Origin of the sequence: Pseudomonas putida S13.1.2 (assembly GCF_000498395.2) — a bacterium.
Lineage (GTDB): Bacteria > Pseudomonadota > Gammaproteobacteria > Pseudomonadales > Pseudomonadaceae > Aquipseudomonas > Aquipseudomonas putida_Q.
In genome coordinates this window covers 4,492,941-4,517,547 of record NZ_CP010979.1, presented here as the reverse complement: position 1 = coordinate 4,517,547, position 24,607 = coordinate 4,492,941, and the positions used below count along the sequence as shown (strand labels likewise).

Here is a 24,607-nt window from a genome sequence, read left to right as displayed (position 1 = left end):
TGACTTTGAAAAAGTGAAATGGAAAAGATGAATGACATGATGAAGATGAAATAACTGTATAAAATATAACCAAATCCATTTTCACGCAAGGGCGCGTAGACGCCGCAAGCCCGTGCCCGGGTCACATTCCTTTGCGAAACTTGTATTTGGCGGCCGATCTTGTATGGTTGGCTCCCCCTGAATCTGAGCCTTGCGGGTTTGTCTATGAAGTCGGTTGAAGAGCAGCTGGCGCTTATAAAGCGCGGCGCGGAAGAAGTACTGGTCGAGTCGGAACTGGTGGAGAAGCTCAAGCGCGGCCAGCCTCTGCGCATCAAGGCCGGCTTCGACCCGACCGCGCCTGACCTGCACCTTGGCCACACGGTGCTGATCAACAAGCTGCGTCAGTTCCAGGAACTGGGCCACCAGGTCATCTTCCTGATCGGTGACTTCACCGGCATGATCGGTGACCCCAGCGGCAAGAGCGCCACGCGCCCGCCGCTGACCCGTGAGCAGGTGCTGGACAACGCCGAGACCTATAAGCAGCAGGTGTTCAAGATTCTCGACCCGGCCAAGACCGAGGTTGCGTTCAACTCCACCTGGATGGACAAGCTGACCCCGGCTGACTTCATTCGCCTGGCGTCGCAGTACACCGTGGCGCGCATGCTTGAACGCGATGACTTTGACAAGCGCTACACCACCAACCAGCCGATCGCCATTCACGAGTTCCTCTACCCGCTGGTGCAGGGCTATGACTCGGTGGCGCTGAAGGCGGACGTCGAGCTGGGTGGTACCGATCAGAAGTTCAACCTGCTGATGGGGCGTGAGCTGCAGCGCGCCTATGGCCAGGAAGCGCAGAACATCGTGACCATGCCGTTGCTCGAAGGGCTCGATGGCGTGAAGAAGATGTCCAAGTCGCTGGGCAACTATGTAGGTATCCAGGAAGCGCCGGGGGTGATGTACAGCAAGCTGGTCTCTATCCCGGATACCTTGATGTGGCGTTACTTCGAGCTGTTGAGCTTCCGTTCGATGGAAGAGATCGAGCAGTTCCGTGCTGATGTCGCCAAGGGTGTCAACCCGCGCGACATCAAGATCAAGCTGGCCGAAGAGATCGTTGCGCGCTTCCATGGTGAGGAGGCTGCGGCCAACGCTCACCGTGGTGCAGGTAACCGCATGAAAGAAGGCGAGTTGCCGGAAGACCTGCCGGAAGTCGAAGTGGCAGCAGCGGAAGACTTGCCGATTGCTGCCGTACTGAACCGGGCTGGCCTGGTAAAGAACTCGGCTCAGGCGCGGGACCTGCTGAGTGGCGGCGCTGTTAAAGTCGATGGTGCGGTAGTGGATCGTGACTTCGTGTTTGCGCTGGGTGCGACCCATGTGTGCCAGGCGGGCAAAAAGTCATTTGCGCGGGTTACCCTCAAGGCTGAGTGAGCGCTTGTAGGTGTAGCTATATAGAAGCGGGGAGGCCGAAAGGCCTCCCCGCTTTGTTTTTTGGGGGGGCGCCTTGAGGCTTGCAACGCCTGGGAGATCGAGCGCCGCCCGCGCGGCGCTCGATCTCCCAGGCGCTGCATGTGTTGTGGCGGACATCTGGTGGCCTTCATAGGGTCTTTTTCCCTCATATTTCAGTTTCTTGAAATTAAAGGTTGACGCCCTCTCGAATCCCCTTATAATGCGCCCCACTTCCAGCGACATCGGAACGACAAACTCCTTGAGATTCAATGAGTTAGGTAGTTAAGGTGATGCTGGAAGGGCTACGATCAAATGATCGCAAGCGGTTGAAACGGTGGTTGACAGCGCTTCTAAACGCTGTATGATTCACCTCCCGCTACGAGAGATCGCAGCGAGTTAAGTGTTTGAAGCTAAACGAGTTTCTCGCAAAAAACTTCAAAATAAACGCTTGACAGGCTCTGAGGAAAGCGTAGAATGCGCGCCTCGGTTGAGACGAAAAGCTCTTAACCAAACGCTCTTTAACAAATCGAATCAAGCAATTCGTGTGGGTGCTTGTGAGTACGGACTGATAGTCAAAAAGATTATCAGCATCACAAGTGACCATGCGAGAAATCACATAGTCATTTGAGATTGCTGAGCCAAGTTTAGGGTTTCTTAAAAACCCAAGCAGTATTGAACTGAAGAGTTTGATCATGGCTCAGATTGAACGCTGGCGGCAGGCCTAACACATGCAAGTCGAGCGGATGAGAAGAGCTTGCTCTTCGATTCAGCGGCGGACGGGTGAGTAATGCCTAGGAATCTGCCTGGTAGTGGGGGACAACGTTTCGAAAGGAACGCTAATACCGCATACGTCCTACGGGAGAAAGCAGGGGACCTTCGGGCCTTGCGCTATCAGATGAGCCTAGGTCGGATTAGCTAGTTGGTGAGGTAATGGCTCACCAAGGCGACGATCCGTAACTGGTCTGAGAGGATGATCAGTCACACTGGAACTGAGACACGGTCCAGACTCCTACGGGAGGCAGCAGTGGGGAATATTGGACAATGGGCGAAAGCCTGATCCAGCCATGCCGCGTGTGTGAAGAAGGTCTTCGGATTGTAAAGCACTTTAAGTTGGGAGGAAGGGCATTAACCTAATACGTTAGTGTTTTGACGTTACCGACAGAATAAGCACCGGCTAACTCTGTGCCAGCAGCCGCGGTAATACAGAGGGTGCAAGCGTTAATCGGAATTACTGGGCGTAAAGCGCGCGTAGGTGGTTTGTTAAGTTGAATGTGAAAGCCCCGGGCTCAACCTGGGAACTGCATCCAAAACTGGCAAGCTAGAGTACGGTAGAGGGTGGTGGAATTTCCTGTGTAGCGGTGAAATGCGTAGATATAGGAAGGAACACCAGTGGCGAAGGCGACCACCTGGACTGATACTGACACTGAGGTGCGAAAGCGTGGGGAGCAAACAGGATTAGATACCCTGGTAGTCCACGCCGTAAACGATGTCAACTAGCCGTTGGAATCCTTGAGATTTTAGTGGCGCAGCTAACGCATTAAGTTGACCGCCTGGGGAGTACGGCCGCAAGGTTAAAACTCAAATGAATTGACGGGGGCCCGCACAAGCGGTGGAGCATGTGGTTTAATTCGAAGCAACGCGAAGAACCTTACCAGGCCTTGACATGCAGAGAACTTTCCAGAGATGGATTGGTGCCTTCGGGAACTCTGACACAGGTGCTGCATGGCTGTCGTCAGCTCGTGTCGTGAGATGTTGGGTTAAGTCCCGTAACGAGCGCAACCCTTGTCCTTAGTTACCAGCACGTAATGGTGGGCACTCTAAGGAGACTGCCGGTGACAAACCGGAGGAAGGTGGGGATGACGTCAAGTCATCATGGCCCTTACGGCCTGGGCTACACACGTGCTACAATGGTCGGTACAGAGGGTTGCCAAGCCGCGAGGTGGAGCTAATCTCACAAAACCGATCGTAGTCCGGATCGCAGTCTGCAACTCGACTGCGTGAAGTCGGAATCGCTAGTAATCGCGAATCAGAATGTCGCGGTGAATACGTTCCCGGGCCTTGTACACACCGCCCGTCACACCATGGGAGTGGGTTGCACCAGAAGTAGCTAGTCTAACCTTCGGGAGGACGGTTACCACGGTGTGATTCATGACTGGGGTGAAGTCGTAACAAGGTAGCCGTAGGGGAACCTGCGGCTGGATCACCTCCTTAATCGACGACATCAGCCTGCTGATGAGCTCCCACACGAATTGCTTGATTCATTGTAAAAGACGATGCTGTAACGCGACCCTGTTATAGGTCTGTAGCTCAGTTGGTTAGAGCGCACCCCTGATAAGGGTGAGGTCGGCAGTTCAAATCTGCCCAGACCTACCATTACATGGTGCAGCCTAGAATACGGGGCCATAGCTCAGCTGGGAGAGCGCCTGCCTTGCACGCAGGAGGTCAGCGGTTCGATCCCGCTTGGCTCCACCACTTTCGCCGTACGCAGTCACTTGTCAGAACTTAGAAATGAACATTCGTTGATGAATGTTGATTTCTGACTTTTGTCAGATCGTTCTTTAAAAATTCGGATATGTGATAGAAATAGACTGAACACCAGTTTCACTGCTGGTGGATCAGGCTAAGGTAAAATTTGTGAGTTCTGCTCGAAAGAGCAACGTGCGAATTTTCGGCGAATGTCGTCTTCACAGTATAACCAGATTGCTTGGGGTTATATGGTCAAGTGAAGAAGCGCATACGGTGGATGCCTTGGCAGTCAGAGGCGATGAAAGACGTGGTAGCCTGCGAAAAGCTTTGGGGAGTCGGCAAACAGACTGTGATCCAGAGATCTCTGAATGGGGGAACCCAGCCAGCATAAGCTGGTTATCTTGTACTGAATACATAGGTGCAAGAGGCGAACCAGGGGAACTGAAACATCTAAGTACCCTGAGGAAAAGAAATCAACCGAGATTCCCTTAGTAGTGGCGAGCGAACGGGGACCAGCCCTTAAGTTGGTTTGAGATTAGTGGAACGCTCTGGAAAGTGCGGCCATAGTGGGTGATAGCCCCGTACACGAAAATCTCTTATCAATGAAATCGAGTAGGACGGAGCACGAGAAACTTTGTCTGAATATGGGGGGACCATCCTCCAAGGCTAAATACTACTGACTGACCGATAGTGAACTAGTACCGTGAGGGAAAGGCGAAAAGAACCCCGGAGAGGGGAGTGAAATAGATCCTGAAACCGTATGCGTACAAGCAGTGGGAGCCTACTTTGTTAGGTGACTGCGTACCTTTTGTATAATGGGTCAGCGACTTATATTCAGTGGCGAGCTTAACCGAATAGGGGAGGCGTAGCGAAAGCGAGTCTTAATAGGGCGTTTAGTCGCTGGGTATAGACCCGAAACCGGGCGATCTATCCATGGGCAGGTTGAAGGTTAGGTAACACTGACTGGAGGACCGAACCGACTACCGTTGAAAAGTTAGCGGATGACCTGTGGATCGGAGTGAAAGGCTAATCAAGCTCGGAGATAGCTGGTTCTCCTCGAAAGCTATTTAGGTAGCGCCTCATGTATCACTGTAGGGGGTAGAGCACTGTTTCGGCTAGGGGGTCATCCCGACTTACCAAACCGATGCAAACTCCGAATACCTACAAGTGCCGAGCATGGGAGACACACGGCGGGTGCTAACGTCCGTCGTGAAAAGGGAAACAACCCAGACCGTCAGCTAAGGTCCCAAAGTCATGGTTAAGTGGGAAACGATGTGGGAAGGCTTAGACAGCTAGGAGGTTGGCTTAGAAGCAGCCACCCTTTAAAGAAAGCGTAATAGCTCACTAGTCGAGTCGGCCTGCGCGGAAGATGTAACGGGGCTCAAACCATGCACCGAAGCTACGGGTATCACCTTTTGGTGATGCGGTAGAGGAGCGTTCTGTAAGCCTGTGAAGGTGAGTTGAGAAGCTTGCTGGAGGTATCAGAAGTGCGAATGCTGACATGAGTAACGACAATGCGAGTGAAAAACTCGCACGCCGAAAGACCAAGGTTTCCTGCGCAACGTTAATCGACGCAGGGTTAGTCGGTCCCTAAGGCGAGGCTGAAAAGCGTAGTCGATGGAAAACAGGTTAATATTCCTGTACTTCCAGTTATTGCGATGGAGGGACGGAGAAGGTTAGGCCAGCCTGGCGTTGGTTGTCCAGGTTTAAGGTGGTAGGCTGGAATCTTAGGCAAATCCGGGATTTCAAGGCCGAGAGCTGATGACGAGTTGCCATTAGGCGACGAAGTGGTTGATACCATGCTTCCAAGAAAAGCTCCTAAGCTTCAGATAACTGGGAACCGTACCCCAAACCGACACAGGTGGTTAGGTAGAGAATACCAAGGCGCTTGAGAGAACTCGGGTGAAGGAACTAGGCAAAATGGCACCGTAACTTCGGGAGAAGGTGCGCCGGCGAGGGTCAAGGACTTGCTCCGTAAGCCCATGCCGGTCGAAGATACCAGGCCGCTGCGACTGTTTATTAAAAACACAGCACTCTGCAAACACGAAAGTGGACGTATAGGGTGTGACGCCTGCCCGGTGCCGGAAGGTTAATTGATGGGGTTAGCGCAAGCGAAGCTCTTGATCGAAGCCCCGGTAAACGGCGGCCGTAACTATAACGGTCCTAAGGTAGCGAAATTCCTTGTCGGGTAAGTTCCGACCTGCACGAATGGCGTAACGATGGCGGCGCTGTCTCCACCCGAGACTCAGTGAAATTGAAATCGCTGTGAAGATGCAGTGTATCCGCGGCTAGACGGAAAGACCCCGTGAACCTTTACTATAGCTTTGCACTGGACTTTGAATTTGCTTGTGTAGGATAGGTGGGAGGCTTTGAAGTGGGGACGCCAGTTCTCATGGAGCCATCCTTGAAATACCACCCTGGCAACTTTGAGGTTCTAACTCAGGTCCGTTATCCGGATCGAGGACAGTGTATGGTGGGTAGTTTGACTGGGGCGGTCTCCTCCCAAAGAGTAACGGAGGAGTACGAAGGTGCGCTCAGACCGGTCGGAAATCGGTCGTAGAGTATAAAGGCAAAAGCGCGCTTGACTGCGAGACACACACGTCGAGCAGGTACGAAAGTAGGTCTTAGTGATCCGGTGGTTCTGTATGGAAGGGCCATCGCTCAACGGATAAAAGGTACTCCGGGGATAACAGGCTGATACCGCCCAAGAGTTCATATCGACGGCGGTGTTTGGCACCTCGATGTCGGCTCATCACATCCTGGGGCTGAAGCCGGTCCCAAGGGTATGGCTGTTCGCCATTTAAAGTGGTACGCGAGCTGGGTTTAGAACGTCGTGAGACAGTTCGGTCCCTATCTGCCGTGGACGTTTGAGATTTGAGAGGGGCTGCTCCTAGTACGAGAGGACCGGAGTGGACGAACCTCTGGTGTTCCGGTTGTCACGCCAGTGGCATTGCCGGGTAGCTATGTTCGGAAGAGATAACCGCTGAAAGCATCTAAGCGGGAAACTTGCCTCAAGATGAGATCTCACTGGGATCTTGAATCCCCTAAAGGGCCGTCGAAGACTACGACGTTGATAGGTTGGGTGTGTAAGCGCTGTGAGGCGTTGAGCTAACCAATACTAATTGCCCGTGAGGCTTGACCATATAACACCCAAGCAATTTGCTGACGCAGATTGCGGTGGTGAAGATGATACGAACCGAAAGTTCGCAACGAACCACAAATATCGCATATCCGAATTCGCTGGGCTGTCCATCTGGACATTCTGGCTACAGAATTTCTTGACGACCATAGAGCATTGGAACCACCTGATCCCATCCCGAACTCAGCAGTGAAACGATGCATCGCCGATGGTAGTGTGGGGTTTCCCCATGTGAGAGTAGGTCATCGTCAAGATTCATTTCGCAAAACCCCTATCTGCGCATGCAGGTAGGGGTTTTGCCTTTGTGAGCGAAAAATTGCGGCCCAGCTTGAATCCCTGTAGGAGCAGCCTTGTGCTGCGAAGAGGCCGGTAAGGCTAAAGATTGTCTTCGGCTGCAATGGCCTCTTCGCAGCACAAGGCTGCTCCTACAGAGTAGGGTGCAACGCCAGGTATCCAGGCCCTTTTCCTATGCAAGCCAACAGCCCATGGCTATCATGCCTGCCTTATTCCAAGTTGAGACTGGCATGCTGAAGTTGTTGAATCTCCTCAAGGATGGCCGGTTCCATTCCGGAGAAGCTCTGGGGGCAGCCCTTGGGGTGAGTCGCAGCGCCGTTTGGAAGCAGCTGCAGCACCTGGAGAGCGAGCTGAACCTCACCATTCACAAGGTTCGTGGGCGCGGTTATCAGCTGGCGGCACCACTGGCTTTGCTCGAGGCACAGGCAATCGCCGGGTTTGCTGAAGGCGAGCAGTGGCCGGTTTTTATCCACGAAATCATCGACTCGACCAACGCCGAAGGCTTGAGGCTTGCCAATCAAGGGCAGGTAGCGCCATTTCTCGTCTTGGCCGAGCGGCAAAGCGCAGGCCGCGGCCGACGTGGCCGGCAATGGGTCAGCCCATTTGCTGAAAACCTCTATTACAGCCTTGTCTTGCGGGTGGATGGCGGCATGCGCCAGCTCGAAGGCTTGAGCCTGGTGGTGGGGATTGCAGTAATGCGCACGCTGCAGGCGTTCGGCGTAAAGGATGTAGGGCTTAAATGGCCCAATGATGTACTGGTTCGTGGGCAGAAGATCACTGGCATTCTCCTGGAGTTGGTGGGTGACCCGGCCGATGTCTGTCATGTGGTACTGGGTATTGGTATCAATGTGAACATGCAGGTCAACGCCGAGGTTGATCAGGAGTGGACGTCGATGCAGCGTGAGGTGGGTGCGGCTGTAGACCGTAACCACCTGGTAGCGTCGCTCAATCAGCAATTGCAGCACGAATTGGCACGCCATCGTCGCTACGGGTTTGCCGCATTCCAGGAGGAATGGGAGCAGGCGCACCTTTGGCAGGGGCGCAATGTTTCACTGGTTGCCGGTAGCACACGTATTGATGGCGTGGTTCTTGGCGTCGACGGGCAGGGCGGCTTGCGCCTTGAGGTGGACGGAGTTGAAAAGAGCTTCAGTGGTGGTGAGCTCAGTTTGAGGTTGCGTGATGATTCTTGAGCTCGACTGCGGTAACAGCTTCATCAAGTGGCGTGTAATCCATACCGCTGATGCGATGATTGAAGGTGGCGGGATCGTCGATTCCGATCAAGCACTGCTGGCCGAAGTGACCGCGATGGCCTCGGTGCGTCTGACGGGTTGCCGCATCGTCAGTGTGCGCAGCGAGGAAGAAACCGATGCGCTGTGTGCGTTGATAGCCCAGGCATTTTCCGTGCAGGCGCATGTTGCGCATCCAGCGCAGCGCATGGCCGGTGTGCGCAACGGTTATGACGACTATCAGCGTCTGGGCATGGACCGTTGGCTGGCGGCGCTGGGTGCATTTCACCTGGCCAAGGGCGCGTGCCTGGTGATTGACCTGGGTACCGCTGCCAAAGCGGACTTTGTTGCCGCAGACGGCGAACATCTGGGTGGCTACATCTGTCCGGGCATGCCATTGATGCGCAGTCAGTTGCGTACCCACACCCGGCGTATTCGCTATGACGATGCCTCTGCCGAGCGCGCATTGACCAGTCTGTCGCCGGGCCGCTCTACCGTCGAAGCAGTCGAGCGGGGGTGCGTGTTGATGCTTCAGGGTTTCGCGCGTACCCAGCTTGAGCAGGCGCGTGCGCTGTGGGGTGACGAATTCACGGTATTCCTTACCGGGGGTGATGCGCCGCTGGTGAGGGAGGCGGTGCCACAGGCGCGTGTCGTCCCTGACCTGGTTTTCGTTGGCCTGGCTATGGCCTGTCCACTGGATTGAGGTGCCTATGCGTTGGTTGTTTCTGTTGCTACTGGTGCTCAACGTCTTCTATTACGTGTGGCATCAGCAGGAAGCACCGCTGAAGGTCAAGGAAGTCGCCCCCCTGTCACTGTACAAGGGGAGTCAGCAAGAAATCCGTCTGTTGCGTGAAACGGGTGTGTCGGCGCCACCCAGGCGCCGCGACGAATGCCTGGTAGTGGGTGGGGTGGCAGGGCAGGCGCAGCTGGATGCACTGCGTCAGCGCTTGCTGAGCCTCGATATTGCCACCTTGCCACTGGCAGGCCAGCTGCCTGGAGCAGAAGGGCGCTGGCTCAAGGTTGCCCCGGAAAGCGAGCGTTTACTGGACCAAACGGTGCTTTCGGCTCTTTCCAATGATTTCAAAGACTTAAAACATAAAATTATTTTCTGCCAGGGTATTGCAACTGGTGAATAGCTTGATAGAATGGCGCCCGCTTCACAGGGAACACCACTCAGGTGGTAGAGCTGGAAGCGGTGTCAAAGCAGCTAAGTTTCAGATTTGATTGAAAAAATTTGAAAAAACGCTTGACACTAGGACGGCAGACAAATAGAATGCCGGCCACATCTGGAGGGATTCCCGAGCGGTCAAAGGGGACGGACTGTAAATCCGTTGCGAGAGCTTCGAAGGTTCGAATCCTTCTCCCTCCACCAGTTTTAGCGAGAGCCGCAAGCTCCGCGGGTATAGTTTAGTGGTAGAACCTCAGCCTTCCAAGCTGATGATGCGGGTTCGATTCCCGCTACCCGCTCCAAGTTTGCTGGATTTTGCGCAAAGTGTTTCGCTCTTGTAGCTCAGTTGGTAGAGCACACCCTTGGTAAGGGTGAGGTCAGCGGTTCAAATCCGCTCAAGAGCTCCATATAAACAAGGCAGATATGAAAATATCTGCCTTTGTTTTATCAGCGCAAGACTATTTCTTCTGCGGAGGATTGTATCGATGGCTAAGGAAAAGTTTGATCGTTCCCTTCCCCACGTTAACGTCGGCACTATCGGCCACGTTGACCACGGTAAGACCACTCTGACCGCAGCACTGACTCGCGTCTGCTCCGAAGTTTTCGGTTCGGCAGTCGTTGAGTTCGACAAGATCGACTCGGCTCCGGAAGAAAAAGCGCGCGGTATCACCATCAACACCGCTCACGTCGAGTACAACTCGAACATTCGTCACTACGCTCACGTCGACTGCCCAGGTCACGCTGACTACGTGAAGAACATGATCACCGGTGCTGCCCAGATGGACGGCGCGATCCTGGTTTGCTCGGCCGCCGATGGTCCGATGCCACAAACCCGTGAGCACATCCTGCTGTCCCGTCAGGTTGGCGTTCCGTACATCGTGGTCTTCCTGAACAAGGCTGACCTGGTAGACGACGCTGAGCTGCTGGAACTGGTCGAGATGGAAGTTCGCGACCTGCTGTCCACCTATGACTTCCCAGGCGACGACACCCCGATCATCATCGGTTCGGCTCGTATGGCGCTGGAAGGCAAAGACGACAACGAGATGGGCACCACTGCCGTCAAGAAGCTGGTTGAAACTCTGGACAGCTACATCCCAGAGCCAGAGCGCGCTATCGACAAGCCGTTCCTGATGCCAATCGAAGACGTATTCTCGATCTCGGGTCGTGGTACCGTTGTTACCGGCCGTATCGAGCGTGGTATCGTTCGCGTTCAGGATCCGCTGGAAATCGTTGGTCTGCGTGACACCACCACCACCACCTGCACCGGTGTTGAGATGTTCCGCAAGCTGCTGGACGAAGGTCGTGCTGGCGAGAACTGCGGCGTTCTGCTGCGTGGTACCAAGCGTGACGACGTTGAGCGTGGCCAGGTTCTGGTCAAGCCAGGTTCGGTTAAGCCGCACACCAAGTTCACCGCAGAAGTCTACGTCCTGTCGAAGGAAGAAGGCGGTCGTCACACTCCGTTCTTCAAAGGCTACCGTCCTCAGTTCTACTTCCGTACCACTGACGTGACCGGTAACTGCGAACTGCCGGAAGGCGTTGAAATGGTAATGCCAGGTGACAACATTCAGATGACTGTTACCCTGATCAAGACCATCGCAATGGAAGACGGTCTGCGCTTCGCTATCCGTGAAGGCGGTCGTACCGTCGGCGCCGGCGTCGTGGCAAAAATTATTGAATAAGTAGTTGATTTACTTGATCAGGCCGGTATAATGGCCGGCCTGATACAGCGTTACAGGTCAGTAGCTCAATTGGCAGAGCGACGGTCTCCAAAACCGTAGGTTGGGGGTTCGATTCCCTCCTGACCTGCCATTTCACTTCGGTGTGATGGCTTTCTTCTCACAGGATCCTCCTTGATGACTCCCAAAACTGAAGCCCAAGAATCGCGTTTTGATCTGTTCAAGTGGCTGGCTGTAGTTGCTTTGGTGGTTATAGCTGTTGTGGGTAATCAATATTACTCAGCCTCTCCGATCCTGTATCGCGTTCTCGCACTTCTCGTCCTGGCTGCTGTCGCGGGCTTTGTAGCTCTGCAGACTGCGAAGGGCAAGTCGTTCTTTGCGCTGGCGAAGGAAGCTCGTACCGAAATCCGTAAAGTCGTGTGGCCGACCCGCCAGGAAACCACCCAGACCACGCTGATTGTCGTGGCTGTCGTGCTGGTTATGGCACTGCTGCTGTGGGGTCTTGATTCCCTGCTCGGCTGGGCGGTCTCCCTGATCGTTGGCTAAAGGTGTCCCGTGGCTAAGCGTTGGTATGTTGTGCATGCTTACTCGGGTTACGAGAAGCATGTGATGCGCTCCCTGATCGAGCGCGTCAAGCTGGCTGGCATGGAAGACGGTTTTGGCGAGATCTTGGTTCCGACCGAAGAAGTCGTCGAAATGCGCAACGGCCAGAAGCGCAAGAGTGAGCGTAAATTCTTCCCTGGCTATGTACTGGTCCAGATGGAGATGAACGAAGGGACTTGGCACTTGGTCAAGGACACCCCTCGTGTGATGGGCTTTATTGGCGGTACCGCAGATAAGCCTGCACCGATCACCGATAAAGAAGCTGAGGCTATCCTGCGTCGCGTAGCCGACGGTAGCGACAAGCCGAAGCCGAAGACGCTGTTCGAGCCAGGCGAAGTGGTTCGCGTCATTGACGGTCCGTTCGCTGACTTCAATGGTAGTGTCGAAGAAGTTAACTACGAAAAGAGTCGCCTCCAGGTGGCGGTGCTCATTTTCGGTCGCTCTACTCCGGTGGAGCTCGAGTTCAGCCAGGTCGAAAAGGTCTAGGCGGACGAAGCATCCCAAACCCCGCAGCCCTGTGTGTTGCGGGGTTTTGTCGTCACTGGGATAAAACGCAAGTCATCCGGGGAGCCATCAGGCGTTCGTACCCGATTTTGGAGTAGCTCATGGCTAAGAAGATTCAGGCTTACATCAAGCTGCAAGTTAAGGCCGGCCAGGCCAACCCAAGCCCACCCGTTGGTCCAGCACTGGGCCAACACGGTGTGAACATCATGGAATTCTGCAAGGCCTTCAACGCCCGTACTCAGGGTCAAGAAGCCGGCCTGCCGACTCCTGTGATCATCACTGTTTACAGCGACCGTAGCTTCACCTTCGAGACCAAGAGCACCCCTGCCTCGGTTCTGCTGAAGAAAGCTGCTGGCCTGACCAGTGGTTCGGCTCGTCCGAACACCGTTAAAGTCGGTACCGTTACCCGTGCTCAGCTGGAAGATATCGCCAAGGCAAAACAGGCTGATCTGACCGCCGCTGACCTGGACGCTGCTGTACGCACCATCGCTGGCTCTGCCCGCAGCATGGGCCTGAACGTGGAGGGTGTGTAATGGCTAAGCTGACCAAACGCCAAAAGGCAATCGCCGAAAAAATCGAAGCAGGCAAGGCCTACAACTTCGAAGAAGCGGCAACTCTGCTGGCCTCGCTGCCTGCTGCCAAGTTCGTCGAGTCCTACGACATCGCCGTTAACCTCGGTGTTGACCCGCGTAAATCCGACCAGGTCGTTCGTAGCGCTACTGTGCTGCCACACGGCACTGGCAAGACCGTTCGCGTTGCTGTCTTCACCCAGGGTCCAGCTGCTGAAGCCGCTCTGGCTGCCGGCGCTGACCGCGTAGGTATGGACGATCTGGCTGCCGAAATGAAAGCCGGCGACCTGAACTATGACGTTGTCATCGCATCGCCTGATGCCATGCGCGTTGTAGGTCAGCTGGGTCAGGTTCTGGGTCCTCGCGGCCTGATGCCTAACCCGAAAGTTGGTACCGTTAGCCCAGACGTAGCCACTGCCGTGAAAAACGCCAAGGCTGGTCAGGTTCGCTACCGTACCGACAAAAACGGTATCATCCACACCTCCGTTGGCAAGGTCGGCTTTGAAGCTGGCAAGCTGAAGGAAAACGTTGAAGCCCTGATCGCTGATCTGAAGCGTATCAAGCCAGCTTCCTCGAAAGGTATCTACGTCAAGCGCGTTACCCTGAGCACCACCATGGGCCCAGGTCTGGTCATCGATCAGAGCTCGCTGAACGTGTAAGAACATGGCGGTGCGACTTGTCGCGCCGCCAGCAAAAATTGGGGTCCCTGCCTGGCGGGGGCTATCCAAGACCGTAGGTGGCGCAAGCCTTAAAACACCAGCCCACGCAGATGGTGCTCCCGATTCGTTACCGAATCAGACACCAAAACGACATCCGGCCTCGGCCAGATGAAACGGTAAAAACCAGGAGTAAACCCGTGGCAATTAAACTCGAAGACAAGAAGGCCATCGTCGCTGAAGTCAACGAGGCTGCCAAAGTCGCTCTGTCCGCTGTTGTGGCTGATGCCCGTGGTGTGACTGTAAGCGCAATGACCGGACTCCGTAAAGAGGCCCGCGAAGCTGGCGTTTACGTACGTGTCGTACGTAACACCCTGCTCAAGCGCGCTGTTGAAGGCACCGAATTTTCGGTCCTCAACGACGCGTTCAAAGGCCCGACCCTGATTGCTTTCTCCAACGAACACCCGGGCGCTGCTGCTCGTCTGTTCAAAGAGTTCGCCAAGGGTCAGGACAAGTTCGAGATCAAGGCAGCTGCGTTTGACGGCAATTTCATTGCAGCGAACCAGATCGACGTGTTGGCTACCCTGCCGACCCGCGACGAAGCTATTGCACGACTGATGAGCGTTATTCAAGGCGCCACCAGCAAGCTGGCTCGTACTCTGGCAGCCATTCGCGACCAGAAAGAAGCTACCGCTGCCTAAGGCACGCGAACTCTTTCAAAATCATTTGTTTAATTTGATGGCTGCGTAGGCCTTCACCCCAATACAGGATTTAAGTCATGTCCCTGACTAACGAGCAAATCATCGAAGCAATCGGCCAGAAAACCGTTCTGGAAGTTGTTGAGCTGATCAAAGCAATGGAAGAAACCTTCGGCGTTACCGCTGCTGTTGCCGCTGCTGGCCCAGCTGCTGCTGCCGCTGTTGTTGAAGAGCAGACCGAGTTCAACGTTGTTCTGGTTGAAGCCGGCGAGAAGAAAGTGAACGTGATTAAAGCCGTTCGCGAGCTGACCGGTCTGGGCCTGAAAGAAGCCAAAGAGAAAGTCGATGGCGCTCCTCAGGTTGTAGCTGAAGGCGTTTCGAAAGAAGCCGCTGAAGACGCTAAGAAGAAGCTGGAAGAAGCAGGCGCTAAAGTCGAGCTGAAGTAATTTCGACTTTGCGATGCCAGCCTGAGCGTTGAGCACAAGGCTGATGGCTGGTGGCTTATGCCACCGGCCTTTTTCCGTTATTGGTGGTCGGTCAAGCCGGCCCCGATAACAAGCTGCAAGACACCCACGTGGGTGGCGCAAACCAAGGGGTTTGCACGATTTTCTGGCTGCTCCCGCCGGGAGAAGCCAAACAAGCAGGTGACCAAGCTGGGGAACGCTGATGGCTTACTCATACACTGAGAAAAAACGTATCCGCAAGGACTTTAGCAAGTTGCCGGACGTCATGGATGTGCCTTACCTCCTGGCCATCCAGCTGGATTCGTATCGCGAATTCCTGCAAGCGGGAGCATCCAAGGATCAGTTCCGCGACGTCGGCCTGCACGCGGCCTTCAAATCGGTATTCCCGATCATCAGCTACTCCGGCAATGCTGCCCTGGAGTATGTAGGCTATCGCCTGGGCGAGCCTGCCTTCGATGTGAAGGAATGTGTCCTGCGTGGCGTGACCTTCGCGGTCCCACTGCGGGTCAAGGTGCGCCTGATCATCTTCGACAAGGAATCGTCGAACAAAGCGATCAAGGACATCAAAGAGCAAGAAGTCTACATGGGTGAAATCCCCCTGATGACTGAGAACGGTACCTTCGTTATCAACGGTACCGAGCGTGTGATCGTTTCCCAGCTGCACCGTTCGCCTGGTGTGTTCTTCGACCACGACCGTGGCAAGACTCACAGCTCCGGCAAGCTGCTGTACTCCGCTCGCATCATCCCTTACCGCGGTTCCTGGTTGGACTTCGAGTTCGATCCGAAGGACTGCGTGTTCGTGCGTATCGACCGTCGCCGCAAACTGCCGGCGTCGGTGCTGCTGCGCGCCCTGGGTTACAGCACTGAAGAAGTGCTTAACACCTTCTACACCACCAACGTGTTCCACATTTCCGGCGAAAAACTCAGCCTGGAACTGGTCCCGCAGCGTCTGCGTGGTGAAGTTGCAGTCATGGACATCCATGACGAAACCGGCAAAGTCATCGTCGAGCAGGGCCGCCGTATCACTGCGCGCCACATCAACCAGCTCGAGAAGGCCGGCGTCAAGCAGCTGGACGTTCCAATGGAATACGTCCTGGGTCGCACCACTGCCAAGGCCATCGTGCACCCGGCTACTGGCGAGATCCTGGCTGAGTGCAATACCGAGCTGACCACCGATCTGCTGATCAAAGTCGCCAAGGCACAGGTCGTCCGTATCGAGACCCTGTACACCAACGACATCGATTGCGGTCCGTTCATCTCCGATACCCTGAAGATCGACACCACCAGCAACCAGCTGGAAGCCCTGGTCGAGATCTACCGCATGATGCGTCCAGGCGAGCCGCCGACCAAGGATGCTGCCGAGACCCTGTTCAACAACCTGTTCTTCAGCGCCGAGCGTTACGACCTGTCTGCAGTCGGTCGCATGAAGTTCAACCGTCGTATCGGTCGTACCGAGATCGAAGGTTCGGGCGTGCTGAGCAAGGAAGACATCGTCGAGGTCCTCAAGACTCTGGTCGATATCCGTAACGGCAAAGGCATCGTCGACGACATCGACCACCTGGGTAACCGTCGCGTACGTTGCGTCGGCGAGATGGCCGAGAACCAGTTCCGCGTTGGCCTGGTGCGTGTAGAGCGCGCGGTCAAGGAACGCCTGTCGATGGCGGAAAGCGAAGGCTTGATGCCGCAGGACCTGATCAACGCCAAGCCGGTTGCGGCGGCGGTGAAAGAGTTCTTCGGTTCCAGCCAGCTGTCCCAGTTCATGGACCAGAACAACCCGCTCTCCGAGATCACCCACAAGCGCCGCGTCTCTGCACTCGGCCCGGGCGGTCTGACCCGTGAGCGTGCTGGCTTCGAAGTCCGTGACGTACACCCGACCCACTACGGCCGTGTGTGCCCGATCGAGACCCCTGAAGGTCCGAACATCGGTCTGATCAACTCCCTGGCGGCCTATGCCCGCACCAACCAGTACGGCTTCCTGGAAAGCCCGTACCGTGTGGTGAAGGAAGGCGTTGTCAGCGACGACATCGTGTTCCTGTCGGCAATCGAAGAAGCGGATCACGTCATCGCCCAGGCTTCGGCCGCGATGAACGACAAGAAGCAACTGATCGATGAGCTGGTAGCTGTTCGTCACCTGAACGAATTCACCGTCAAGGCGCCGGAAGACGTCACCCTGATGGACGTTTCGCCGAAGCAGGTAGTTTCCGTTGCCGCGTCGCTGATCCCGTTCCTCGAGCACGACGACGCCAACCGTGCGTTGATGGGTTCGAACATGCAGCGTCAGGCTGTACCGACCCTGCGTGCCGACAAGCCGCTGGTAGGTACCGGCATGGAGCGCAACGTTGCCCGTGACTCCGGTGTCTGCGTGGTTGCTCGCCGTGGTGGCGTGATCGACTCGGTCGACGCCAGCCGTATCGTTGTTCGCGTCAACGACGACGAAGTGGAAACCGGCGAAGCAGGTGTAGATATCTACAACCTGACCAAGTACACCCGCTCGAACCAGAACACCTGCATCAACCAGCGTCCGCTGGTGAGCAAGGGTGACAAGGTTCAGCGTAGCGACATCATGGCCGACGGCCCGTCCACCGACATGGGTGAACTGGCACTGGGTCAGAACATGCGCATCGCGTTCATGGCGTGGAACGGCTTCAACTTCGAAGACTCCATCTGCCTGTCCGAGCGTGTGGTTCAGGAAGATCGCTTCACCACCATCCACATTCAGGAACTGACCTGTGTGGCGCGTGACACCAAGCTTGGCCCAGAGGAAATCACTGCGGACATCCCGAACGTGGGTGAAGCTGCACTGAACAAACTGGACGAAGCCGGTATTGTCTACGTGGGTGCTGAAGTCGGCGCTGGTGACATCCTGGTTGGCAAGGTCACGCCAAAAGGCGAAACCCAGCTGACGCCGGAAGAAAAACTGCTGCGCGCAATCTTCGGCGAGAAGGCGAGCGACGTTAAGGACACGTCCCTGCGCGTGCCAACCGGCACCAAGGGTACCGTCATTGACGTACAGGTCTTCACCCGTGATGGCGTCGAGCGCGACAGCCGCGCCCTGGCCATCGAGAAGATGCAGCTGGACGAGATCCGCAAGGACCTCAACGAAGAGTTCCGCATCGTCGAAGGCGCAACCTTCGAGCGTCTGCGTTCTGCCCTGAACGGCCAGGTGGTCGACGGTGGCGCGGGCCTGAAGAAAGGCACCGTGGTCACCGACGAAGTGCTGGACGGTCTGGAGCACGGCCAGTGGTTCAAACTGCGCATGGCTGAAGATGCACTGAATGAGCAGCTGGAAAAGGCTCAGCAGTACATCGTCGACCGTCGCCGTCTGCTGGACGACAAGTTCGAAGACAAGAAGCGCAAGCTGCAGCAGGGCGATGACCTGGCTCCGGGCGTGCTGAAGATCGTCAAGGTCTACCTGGCAATCCGCCGTCGCATCCAGCCGGGTGACAAGATGGCTGGTCGTCACGGTAACAAGGGTGTTGTCTCGGTCATCATGCCGGTTGAAGACATGCCTCACGATGCCAACGGTACTCCGGTCGACGTCGTACTGAACCCGCTGGGCGTACCTTCGCGTATGAACGTTGGTCAGATCCTTGAAACCCACCTGGGCCTCGCGGCCAAGGGCCTGGGCGAGAAGATCGACCGCATGATCGAAGAGCAACGCAAGGCTGCTGAGCTGCGCGTGTTCCTGACCGAGGTCTATAACGAGATCGGCGGTCGTCAGGAAAACCTCGCCGAGTTCACCGACGAAGAGATCCTGGCCCTGGCCCACAACCTGAAGAAGGGCGTGCCGATGGCTACCCCGGTCTTCGATGGTGCCAAGGAAAGCGAGATCAAGGCCATGCTGAAGCTGGCCGATCTGCCAGAGAGCGGCCAGATGGTGCTGTTCGATGGCCGTACCGGCAACAAGTTCGAGCGTCCAGTGACCGTTGGTTACATGTACATGCTCAAGCTGAACCACTTGGTGGACGACAAGATGCACGCGCGTTCCACTGGTTCCTACAGCCTGGTTACCCAGCAGCCGCTGGGTGGTAAGGCGCAGTTCGGTGGTCAGCGTTTCGGGGAGATGGAAGTGTGGGCGCTGGAAGCATACGGCGCGGCATACACCCTGCAAGAAATGCTCACAGTGAAGTCGGACGACGTGAACGGCCGTACCAAGATGTACAAGAACATCGTGGATGGCGATCACCGTATGGAGCCGGGCATGCCCGAGTCCTTCAACGTGTTGATCAAAGAGATCCGTTCGCTCGGTATCGATATCGATCTGGAAACCGAATAACACGTGACGCGAAGGGGAGTGGGGCAGGTAATGCCCGCTCCCTGCTCCGCCAGGAGGAAAGGCCTTGAAAGACCTACTGAATTTGCTGAAAAACCAGGGTCAAGTCGAAGAGTTCGACGCCATCCGTATCGGTCTGGCGTCGCCTGAAATGATCCGTTCGTGGTCGTTCGGTGAAGTTAAGAAGCCGGAAACCATCAACTACCGTACGTTCAAACCTGAGCGTGACGGCCTGTTCTGCGCCAAGATCTTTGGCCCAGTCAAGGACTACGAGTGCCTGTGCGGCAAGTACAAGCGCCTCAAGCACCGCGGCGTGATCTGCGAGAAGTGCGGCGTTGAAGTTGCCCTGGCCAAGGTTCGTCGTGAGCGCATGGCGCACATCGAACTGGCCTCGCCGGTCGCCCACATCTGGTTCCTGAAGTCGCTGCCGTCCCGTATCGGCCTGCTGATGGACATGACCCTGCGTGATATCGAACGCGTGCTCTACTTCGAGAGCTACGTCGTTATCGACCCGGGTATGACCACCCTGGAAAAGGGCCAGCTGCTGAACGACGAGCAGTACTTCGAAGCGCTGGAAGAGTTCGGTGACGATTTCGATGCCCGCATGGGTGCCGAGGCTGTCCGCGAGCTGCTGCACGCTATCGACCTGGAGCACGAGATCGGTCGCCTGCGCGAAGAGATTCCGCAGACCAACTCGGAAACCAAGATCAAGAAGCTGTCCAAGCGCCTGAAGCTGATGGAAGCTTTCCAGGGCTCGGGCAACCTGCCTGAGTGGATGGTCCTGACCGTCCTGCCAGTACTGCCGCCGGACCTGCGTCCGCTGGTACCGCTGGATGGCGGCCGCTTCGCGACCTCCGACCTGAACGACCTGTATCGTCGGGTGATCAACCGTAACAACCGTCTGAAGCGCCTGCTGGATCTGTCGGCGCCGGACATCATCGTGCGCAACGAAAAGCGCATGCTGCAGGAAGCGGTCGACGCCCTGCTGGACAACGGCCGTCGCGGTCGCGCCATCACTGGCTCGAACAAGCGTCCGCTGAAGTCCCTGGCCGACATGATCAAAGGTAAGCAAGGTCGCTTCCGTCAGAACTTGCTCGGTAAGCGTGTGGACTACTCCGGCCGTTCGGTAATTACCGTAGGCCCGACCCTGCGTCTGCACCAGTGCGGTCTGCCGAAGAAGATGGCCCTCGAGCTGTTCAAGCCGTTCATTTTCGGCAAGCTGGAAATGCGTGGTCTGGCGACCACCATCAAGGCTGCCAAGAAGATGGTCGAGCGCGAGCTGCCAGAGGTGTGGGACGTGCTCGCCGAAGTGATTCGCGAACACCCCGTACTGCTCAACCGTGCACCGACCCTGCACCGTCTGGGTATCCAGGCCTTTGAACCGGTTCTGATCGAAGGTAAGGCTATCCAGCTGCACCCGCTGGTTTGTGCCGCGTACAACGCCGACTTCGACGGTGACCAGATGGCCGTTCACGTGCCGCTGACGCTGGAAGCACAGCTTGAAGCGCGGGCGCTGATGATGTCGACCAACAACATCCTGTCGCCAGCCAACGGTGAGCCAATCATCGTTCCGTCGCAGGACGTTGTACTGGGTCTGTACTACATGACCCGTGAAGCCATCAACGCCAAGGGCGAAGGTCGCGTATTTGCCGACCTGCAGGAAGTCGACCGCGTATTCCGCGCCGGCGAGGCTGCCCTGCACGCGAAAATCAAGGTTCGTATCAACGAAACCGTGAAAGATCGCGATGGCAGCGTTACCAAGAACACCCGTATTGTCGACACCACTGTCGGCCGCGCGCTGCTGTTCCAGGTTGTACCGGCAGGCCTGCCGTACGACGTGGTCAACCAGCCGATGAAGAAGAAAGCGATCTCCAAGCTGATCAACCAGTGCTACCGCGTGGTTGGTCTGAAAGAGACCGTCATCTTCGCTGACCAGCTGATGTACACCGGTTTCGCTTACTCCACCATCTCTGGCGTGTCCATTGGTGTGAACGACTTTGTCATCCCTGATGAGAAAGCGCGCATCATCAACAGCGCTACCGATGAAGTGAAGGAAATCGAAAGCCAGTACGCCTCCGGCCTGGTAACCCAGGGCGAGAAGTACAACAAGGTCATCGACTTGTGGTCGAAGGCGAACGACGAAGTGTCCAAGGCGATGATGGCCAACCTCTCGAAAGAGAAGGTCATCGACCGCGAAGGCAAAGAAGTCGAGCAAGAGTCCTTCAACTCGATGTACATGATGGCTGACTCCGGTGCGCGGGGTTCCGCAGCACAGATCCGTCAGCTGGCCGGTATGCGTGGCCTGATGGCCAAGCCGGACGGCTCGATCATCGAGACGCCGATCACTGCGAACTTCCGTGAAGGTCTGAGCGTACTCCAGTACTTCATCTCGACTCACGGTGCTCGTAAAGGTCTGGCGGATACCGCGTTGAAGACTGCGAACTCCGGTTACCTGACCCGTCGTCTGGTAGACGTTGCGCAAGACCTGGTTGTAACCGAGATCGATTGCGGTACCGACCATGGCTTGCTGATGACTCCGCACATTGAAGGCGGTGACGTTGTAGAACCGCTGGGTGAGCGTGTACTGGGCCGTGTCATTGCCCGTGACGTGTTCAAGCCAGGCACCGAGGACGTCATCGTTCCGGCCGGTACCCTGGTAGACGAGCAGTGGGTCGAGTTCATCGAGCTGAACAGCATCGACGAAGTTATCGTGCGTTCGCCGATCAACTGCGAAACCCGCTACGGTATCTGCGCCAAGTGCTACGGTCGTGACCTGGCGCGTGGTCACCAGGTGAACATCGGTGAAGCTGTCGGCGTTATCGCTGCACAGTCGATCGGTGAGCCGGGTACCCAGCTGACCATGCGTACGTTCCACATCGGTGGTGCTGCAAGCCGTACTTCGGCTGCCGACAGCGTCCAGGTGAAGAACGGCGGTATGGTACGTCTGCACAACCTGAAGCAGGTCGTGCGTGCCGATGGCAACCTGGTTGCCGTGTCGCGTTCTGGCGAGCTGGCCATTGCTGACGAATTCGGCCGTGAGCGTGAGCGTTACAAGCTGCCTTACGGTGCGGTGATTTCGGTCAAGGAAGGTGAGAAGGTCGAAGCTGGCGCCATCGTCGCCAAGTGGGACCCGCACACCCACCCGATCGTTACCGAGCTGAAAGGTACCGTGACCTTCGTGGGCATGGAAGAAAACATCACCATCAAGCGCCAGACCGACGAACTGACCGGCCTGACCAACATTGAAGTACTGGACGTCAAGGATCGCCCTGCCGCAGGCAAGGAAATCCGTCCGGCAATCAAGATGGTCGACGCCAATGGCAAGGACCTGTACCTGCCAGGTACCGATGTACCGGCGCAGTACTTCCTGCCAGCCAACGCCTTGGTCGGTGTTGCTGACGGTGCGCAGATCGGTGTTGGTGACGTTATCGCGCGTATCCCGCAAGAAACGTCGAAGACCCGTGACATCACCGGTGGTCTGCCGCGCGTAGCTGACTTGTTCGAAGCGCGTCGTCCGAAAGAAGCCTCGATTCTGGCTGAAGTCAGCGGCACCATCGCGTTCGGTAAAGAGACCAAGGGCAAGCGTCGCCTGGTCATCACCCCGACCGACGGCAGCGATCCGTACGAAGAGCTGATTCCGAAGTGGCGCCACCTGAACGTCTTCGAAGGCGAACAGGTAAACCGCGGCGAAGTTATCTCCGACGGCCCGAGCGATCCGCACGACATCCTGCGCTTGCTGGGTGTGAGCGCGCTGGCGAAGTACATCGTCAACGAGATCCAGGACGTTTACCGTCTGCAAGGCGTGAAGATCAACGACAAGCACATCGAGACCATCCTGCGTCAGATGCTGCGCAAGGTCGAGATCTCCGAGTCGGGCGATTCCAGCTTCATCAAGGGCGACCAGATGGAACTGACTCACGTACTGGTCGAGAACGAGCGTCTCGCCGGCGAAGACAAGTTCATCTCGAAGTTCACTCGCGTGCTGCTGGGTATCACCAAGGCGTCGCTGTCGACCGAATCGTTCATCTCCGCGGCTTCCTTCCAGGAAACCACCCGCGTACTGACCGAAGCGGCGGTAACCGGCAAGCGCGATTACCTGCGCGGCCTGAAAGAGAACGTGGTCGTGGGTCGTCTGATCCCGGCCGGTACCGGTCTGGCCTACCACAGCGAGCGCAAGCGTCGCCGTGAAGCCGACAAACCGCTGCGTGTAAGCGCCAGTGAGGTGGAAGCCGCACTGACCGAAGCGCTGAATTCCAGCGGTAACTAAGTAAAGGGCAGGGCCCCGGCACGCTTCGATCGACCATCGGTGACATGAAATGTTGCCGATGATCGGGCGAGGAGGGCCGGGGCCTTGTCTTGACTGGGTGCAAGATCCTCCGTAGACTTTTGTACCCTTAAATTTGGTGAGGCTCCGTCTCGCCAATTTTTGGCTTTCTTGCAAGACAATAGAGTCGCAAGACAATCAGTGGAGCTAGTAGATGGCAACTATCAACCAGCTGGTACGTCAGCCGCGTAAGCGTTCGGTCGAGAAGTCCGACGTTCCTGCGCTGCAGAACTGCCCGCAACGTCGTGGCGTGTGCACCCGTGTGTACACCACCACGCCGAAAAAACCTAACTCGGCACTGCGTAAAGTATGCCGTGTGCGTCTGACCAACGGTTTCGAGGTTTCCTCGTACATCGGCGGTGAAGGCCACAACCTGCAAGAGCACAGCGTCGTCCTGATCCGTGGCGGCCGTGTAAAAGACTTGCCAGGTGTTCGTTACCACACCGTTCGCGGCTCTCTGGATACTTCGGGCGTCAAAGGCCGTAACCAGGGTCGTTCGAAGTACGGTACCAAGCGTCCGAAGTAATCGGCCGTTTGCACATATCCATTTTTTTGAGTCGATAAGAGTAAGGTCGGGCAGGGGTCGAAGACCCACGTCCCGGGCTAACCTGAAGACCGTTTGAGGGCTTATCATGCCAAGACGTCGTGTAGCAGCAAAACGTGAGATTCTGGACGATCCTAAATACGGATCCCAAATCCTCGCCAAGTTCATGAACCACGTGATGGAAAGCGGCAAGAAGGCTGTAGCCGAGCGCATCGTTTACGGTGCCCTGGATACCGTCAAAGCACGCAAGAACAGCGACCCCCTGGAAATCTTCGAGAAAGCTCTCGACGCCATCGCTCCGCTGGTCGAAGTAAAGTCCCGTCGTGTCGGCGGTGCCACTTACCAGGTCCCGGTTGAAGTTCGTCCATCCCGTCGTAACGCTCTGGCAATGCGCTGGCTCGTAGACTACGCCCGCAAGCGCGGCGAGAAGTCGATGGCTCTGCGCCTGGCTGGCGAGCTGCTGGATGCTGCTGAAGGCAAAGGTGCTGCAGTCAAGAAGCGTGAAGACGTTCACCGTATGGCTGAAGCCAACAAAGCGTTCTCGCACTACCGCTTCTAATTCAAGCATCAATCATTTTGCG

Annotated in this window: 15 protein-coding genes, 6 tRNA genes and 3 rRNA genes; all 24 read left to right on the top strand. The window is 56.2% G+C overall.

The features are described from left to right. The first annotated feature begins 204 nt into the window (after nt 1–204). Complete coding sequence (gene tyrS / locus N805_RS20060; protein WP_019472956.1) at nt 205–1,404, top strand: tyrosine--tRNA ligase; 1,200 nt, start codon at nt 205–207, stop codon at nt 1,402–1,404. Between the two features lie 692 nt (nt 1,405–2,096). Beyond that, nucleotides 2,097–3,633: ribosomal RNA gene (locus N805_RS20055) — 16S ribosomal RNA — on the top strand. A gap of 85 nt (nt 3,634–3,718) precedes the next feature. After that, nucleotides 3,719–3,795 (top strand) — tRNA-Ile (locus N805_RS20050). 23 nt (nt 3,796–3,818) lie between these two features. Continuing rightward, nucleotides 3,819–3,894, top strand: a tRNA-Ala gene (locus N805_RS20045). A 244-nt stretch (nt 3,895–4,138) separates the two neighbouring features. Further along, a 23S ribosomal RNA gene (locus N805_RS20040) occupies nt 4,139–7,031 on the top strand. A 134-nt stretch (nt 7,032–7,165) separates the two neighbouring features. Beyond that, nucleotides 7,166–7,281 (top strand): 5S ribosomal RNA (gene rrf, locus N805_RS20035). The 16S, 23S and 5S rRNA genes sit together here with 2 tRNA genes alongside, the layout of an rRNA operon. Before the next feature lie 270 nt (nt 7,282–7,551). Beyond that, nucleotides 7,552–8,511, top strand: a complete 960-nt coding sequence (gene birA, locus N805_RS20030) for a bifunctional biotin--[acetyl-CoA-carboxylase] ligase/biotin operon repressor BirA (protein WP_019473700.1) — start codon at nt 7,552–7,554, stop codon at nt 8,509–8,511. After that, on the top strand, nt 8,501–9,250 hold the full coding sequence (locus N805_RS20025) for a pantothenate kinase (protein WP_019473699.1): 750 nt from the start codon (nt 8,501–8,503) through the stop codon (nt 9,248–9,250). The genes birA and N805_RS20025 overlap by 11 nt, the downstream gene beginning before the upstream one ends. Before the next feature lie 7 nt (nt 9,251–9,257). After that, nucleotides 9,258–9,683, top strand: coding sequence for a hypothetical protein (locus N805_RS20020; RefSeq protein ID WP_019473698.1), 426 nt, complete (start codon nt 9,258–9,260; stop codon nt 9,681–9,683). Between the two features lie 152 nt (nt 9,684–9,835). After that, a tRNA-Tyr gene (locus tag N805_RS20015) sits at nt 9,836–9,919 on the top strand. Between the two features lie 24 nt (nt 9,920–9,943). Beyond that, a tRNA-Gly gene (locus N805_RS20010) sits at nt 9,944–10,017 on the top strand. Between the two features lie 29 nt (nt 10,018–10,046). Then, nucleotides 10,047–10,122 (top strand) — tRNA-Thr (locus tag N805_RS20005). 78 nt (nt 10,123–10,200) lie between these two features. Continuing rightward, nucleotides 10,201–11,394 carry an elongation factor Tu gene (gene tuf / locus N805_RS20000; protein WP_028614144.1) on the top strand — a complete coding sequence of 398 codons (1,194 nt, stop codon included), beginning with the start codon at nt 10,201–10,203 and terminating at the stop codon, nt 11,392–11,394. A 54-nt stretch (nt 11,395–11,448) separates the two neighbouring features. Next, a tRNA-Trp gene (locus N805_RS19995) sits at nt 11,449–11,524 on the top strand. 44 nt (nt 11,525–11,568) lie between these two features. After that, nucleotides 11,569–11,937 carry a preprotein translocase subunit SecE gene (gene secE, locus N805_RS19990; RefSeq protein ID WP_019472123.1) on the top strand — a complete coding sequence of 123 codons (369 nt, stop codon included), beginning with the start codon at nt 11,569–11,571 and terminating at the stop codon, nt 11,935–11,937. Nucleotides 11,938–11,946: 9 nt separating this feature from the next. Beyond that, nucleotides 11,947–12,480 (top strand): transcription termination/antitermination protein NusG, encoded by a 534-nt coding sequence (gene nusG / locus N805_RS19985; protein WP_003255501.1) that lies wholly within the window; start codon nt 11,947–11,949, stop codon nt 12,478–12,480. Nucleotides 12,481–12,599: 119 nt separating this feature from the next. Further along, complete coding sequence (rplK, locus tag N805_RS19980; RefSeq protein WP_003255500.1) at nt 12,600–13,031, top strand: 50S ribosomal protein L11; 432 nt, start codon at nt 12,600–12,602, stop codon at nt 13,029–13,031. After that, nucleotides 13,031–13,726, top strand: a complete 696-nt coding sequence (gene rplA / locus N805_RS19975) for a 50S ribosomal protein L1 (protein ID WP_016392127.1) — start codon at nt 13,031–13,033, stop codon at nt 13,724–13,726. Before rplK ends, rplA begins: the two co-directional genes overlap by 1 nt. Nucleotides 13,727–13,923: 197 nt before the next feature. Then, nucleotides 13,924–14,424: a 50S ribosomal protein L10 gene (rplJ, locus tag N805_RS19970; RefSeq protein WP_016484649.1), complete on the top strand. Its 501-nt coding sequence runs from the start codon at nt 13,924–13,926 to the stop codon at nt 14,422–14,424. A 77-nt stretch (nt 14,425–14,501) separates the two neighbouring features. Continuing rightward, on the top strand, nt 14,502–14,867 hold the full coding sequence (rplL, locus tag N805_RS19965) for a 50S ribosomal protein L7/L12 (RefSeq protein ID WP_007957596.1): 366 nt from the start codon (nt 14,502–14,504) through the stop codon (nt 14,865–14,867). A gap of 220 nt (nt 14,868–15,087) precedes the next feature. Then, a complete protein-coding gene (gene rpoB / locus N805_RS19960; protein ID WP_016484650.1) occupies nt 15,088–19,161 on the top strand; it encodes a DNA-directed RNA polymerase subunit beta in 4,074 nt (1,357 codons plus the stop codon). A 64-nt stretch (nt 19,162–19,225) separates the two neighbouring features. Further along, on the top strand, nt 19,226–23,425 hold the full coding sequence (rpoC, locus tag N805_RS19955) for a DNA-directed RNA polymerase subunit beta' (protein ID WP_019472122.1): 4,200 nt from the start codon (nt 19,226–19,228) through the stop codon (nt 23,423–23,425). A gap of 211 nt (nt 23,426–23,636) precedes the next feature. Then, complete coding sequence (gene rpsL / locus N805_RS19950) at nt 23,637–24,008, top strand: 30S ribosomal protein S12 (RefSeq protein ID WP_003255492.1); 372 nt, start codon at nt 23,637–23,639, stop codon at nt 24,006–24,008. A 106-nt stretch (nt 24,009–24,114) separates the two neighbouring features. Further along, complete coding sequence (rpsG, locus tag N805_RS19945; protein WP_003246741.1) at nt 24,115–24,585, top strand: 30S ribosomal protein S7; 471 nt, start codon at nt 24,115–24,117, stop codon at nt 24,583–24,585. Nucleotides 24,586–24,607: the final 22 nt, after the last annotated feature.

What these genes read in the sequence shown, in the direction of transcription:
- tyrS (WP_019472956.1), top strand. Translation starts at nt 205, where the DNA reads ATGAAGTCGGTTGAAGAGCAGCTGGCGCTTATAAAGCGCGGCGCGGAA.
- birA (WP_019473700.1), top strand. Translation starts at nt 7,552, where the DNA reads ATGCTGAAGTTGTTGAATCTCCTCAAGGATGGCCGGTTCCATTCCGGA.
- N805_RS20025 (WP_019473699.1), top strand. Translation starts at nt 8,501, where the DNA reads ATGATTCTTGAGCTCGACTGCGGTAACAGCTTCATCAAGTGGCGTGTA.
- N805_RS20020 (WP_019473698.1), top strand. Translation starts at nt 9,258, where the DNA reads ATGCGTTGGTTGTTTCTGTTGCTACTGGTGCTCAACGTCTTCTATTAC.
- tuf (WP_028614144.1), top strand. Translation starts at nt 10,201, where the DNA reads ATGGCTAAGGAAAAGTTTGATCGTTCCCTTCCCCACGTTAACGTCGGC.
- secE (WP_019472123.1), top strand. Translation starts at nt 11,569, where the DNA reads ATGACTCCCAAAACTGAAGCCCAAGAATCGCGTTTTGATCTGTTCAAG.
- rplK (WP_003255500.1), top strand. Translation starts at nt 12,600, where the DNA reads ATGGCTAAGAAGATTCAGGCTTACATCAAGCTGCAAGTTAAGGCCGGC.
- rplA (WP_016392127.1), top strand. Translation starts at nt 13,031, where the DNA reads ATGGCTAAGCTGACCAAACGCCAAAAGGCAATCGCCGAAAAAATCGAA.
- rplL (WP_007957596.1), top strand. Translation starts at nt 14,502, where the DNA reads ATGTCCCTGACTAACGAGCAAATCATCGAAGCAATCGGCCAGAAAACC.
- rpoB (WP_016484650.1), top strand. Translation starts at nt 15,088, where the DNA reads ATGGCTTACTCATACACTGAGAAAAAACGTATCCGCAAGGACTTTAGC.
- rpsL (WP_003255492.1), top strand. Translation starts at nt 23,637, where the DNA reads ATGGCAACTATCAACCAGCTGGTACGTCAGCCGCGTAAGCGTTCGGTC.
- rpsG (WP_003246741.1), top strand. Translation starts at nt 24,115, where the DNA reads ATGCCAAGACGTCGTGTAGCAGCAAAACGTGAGATTCTGGACGATCCT.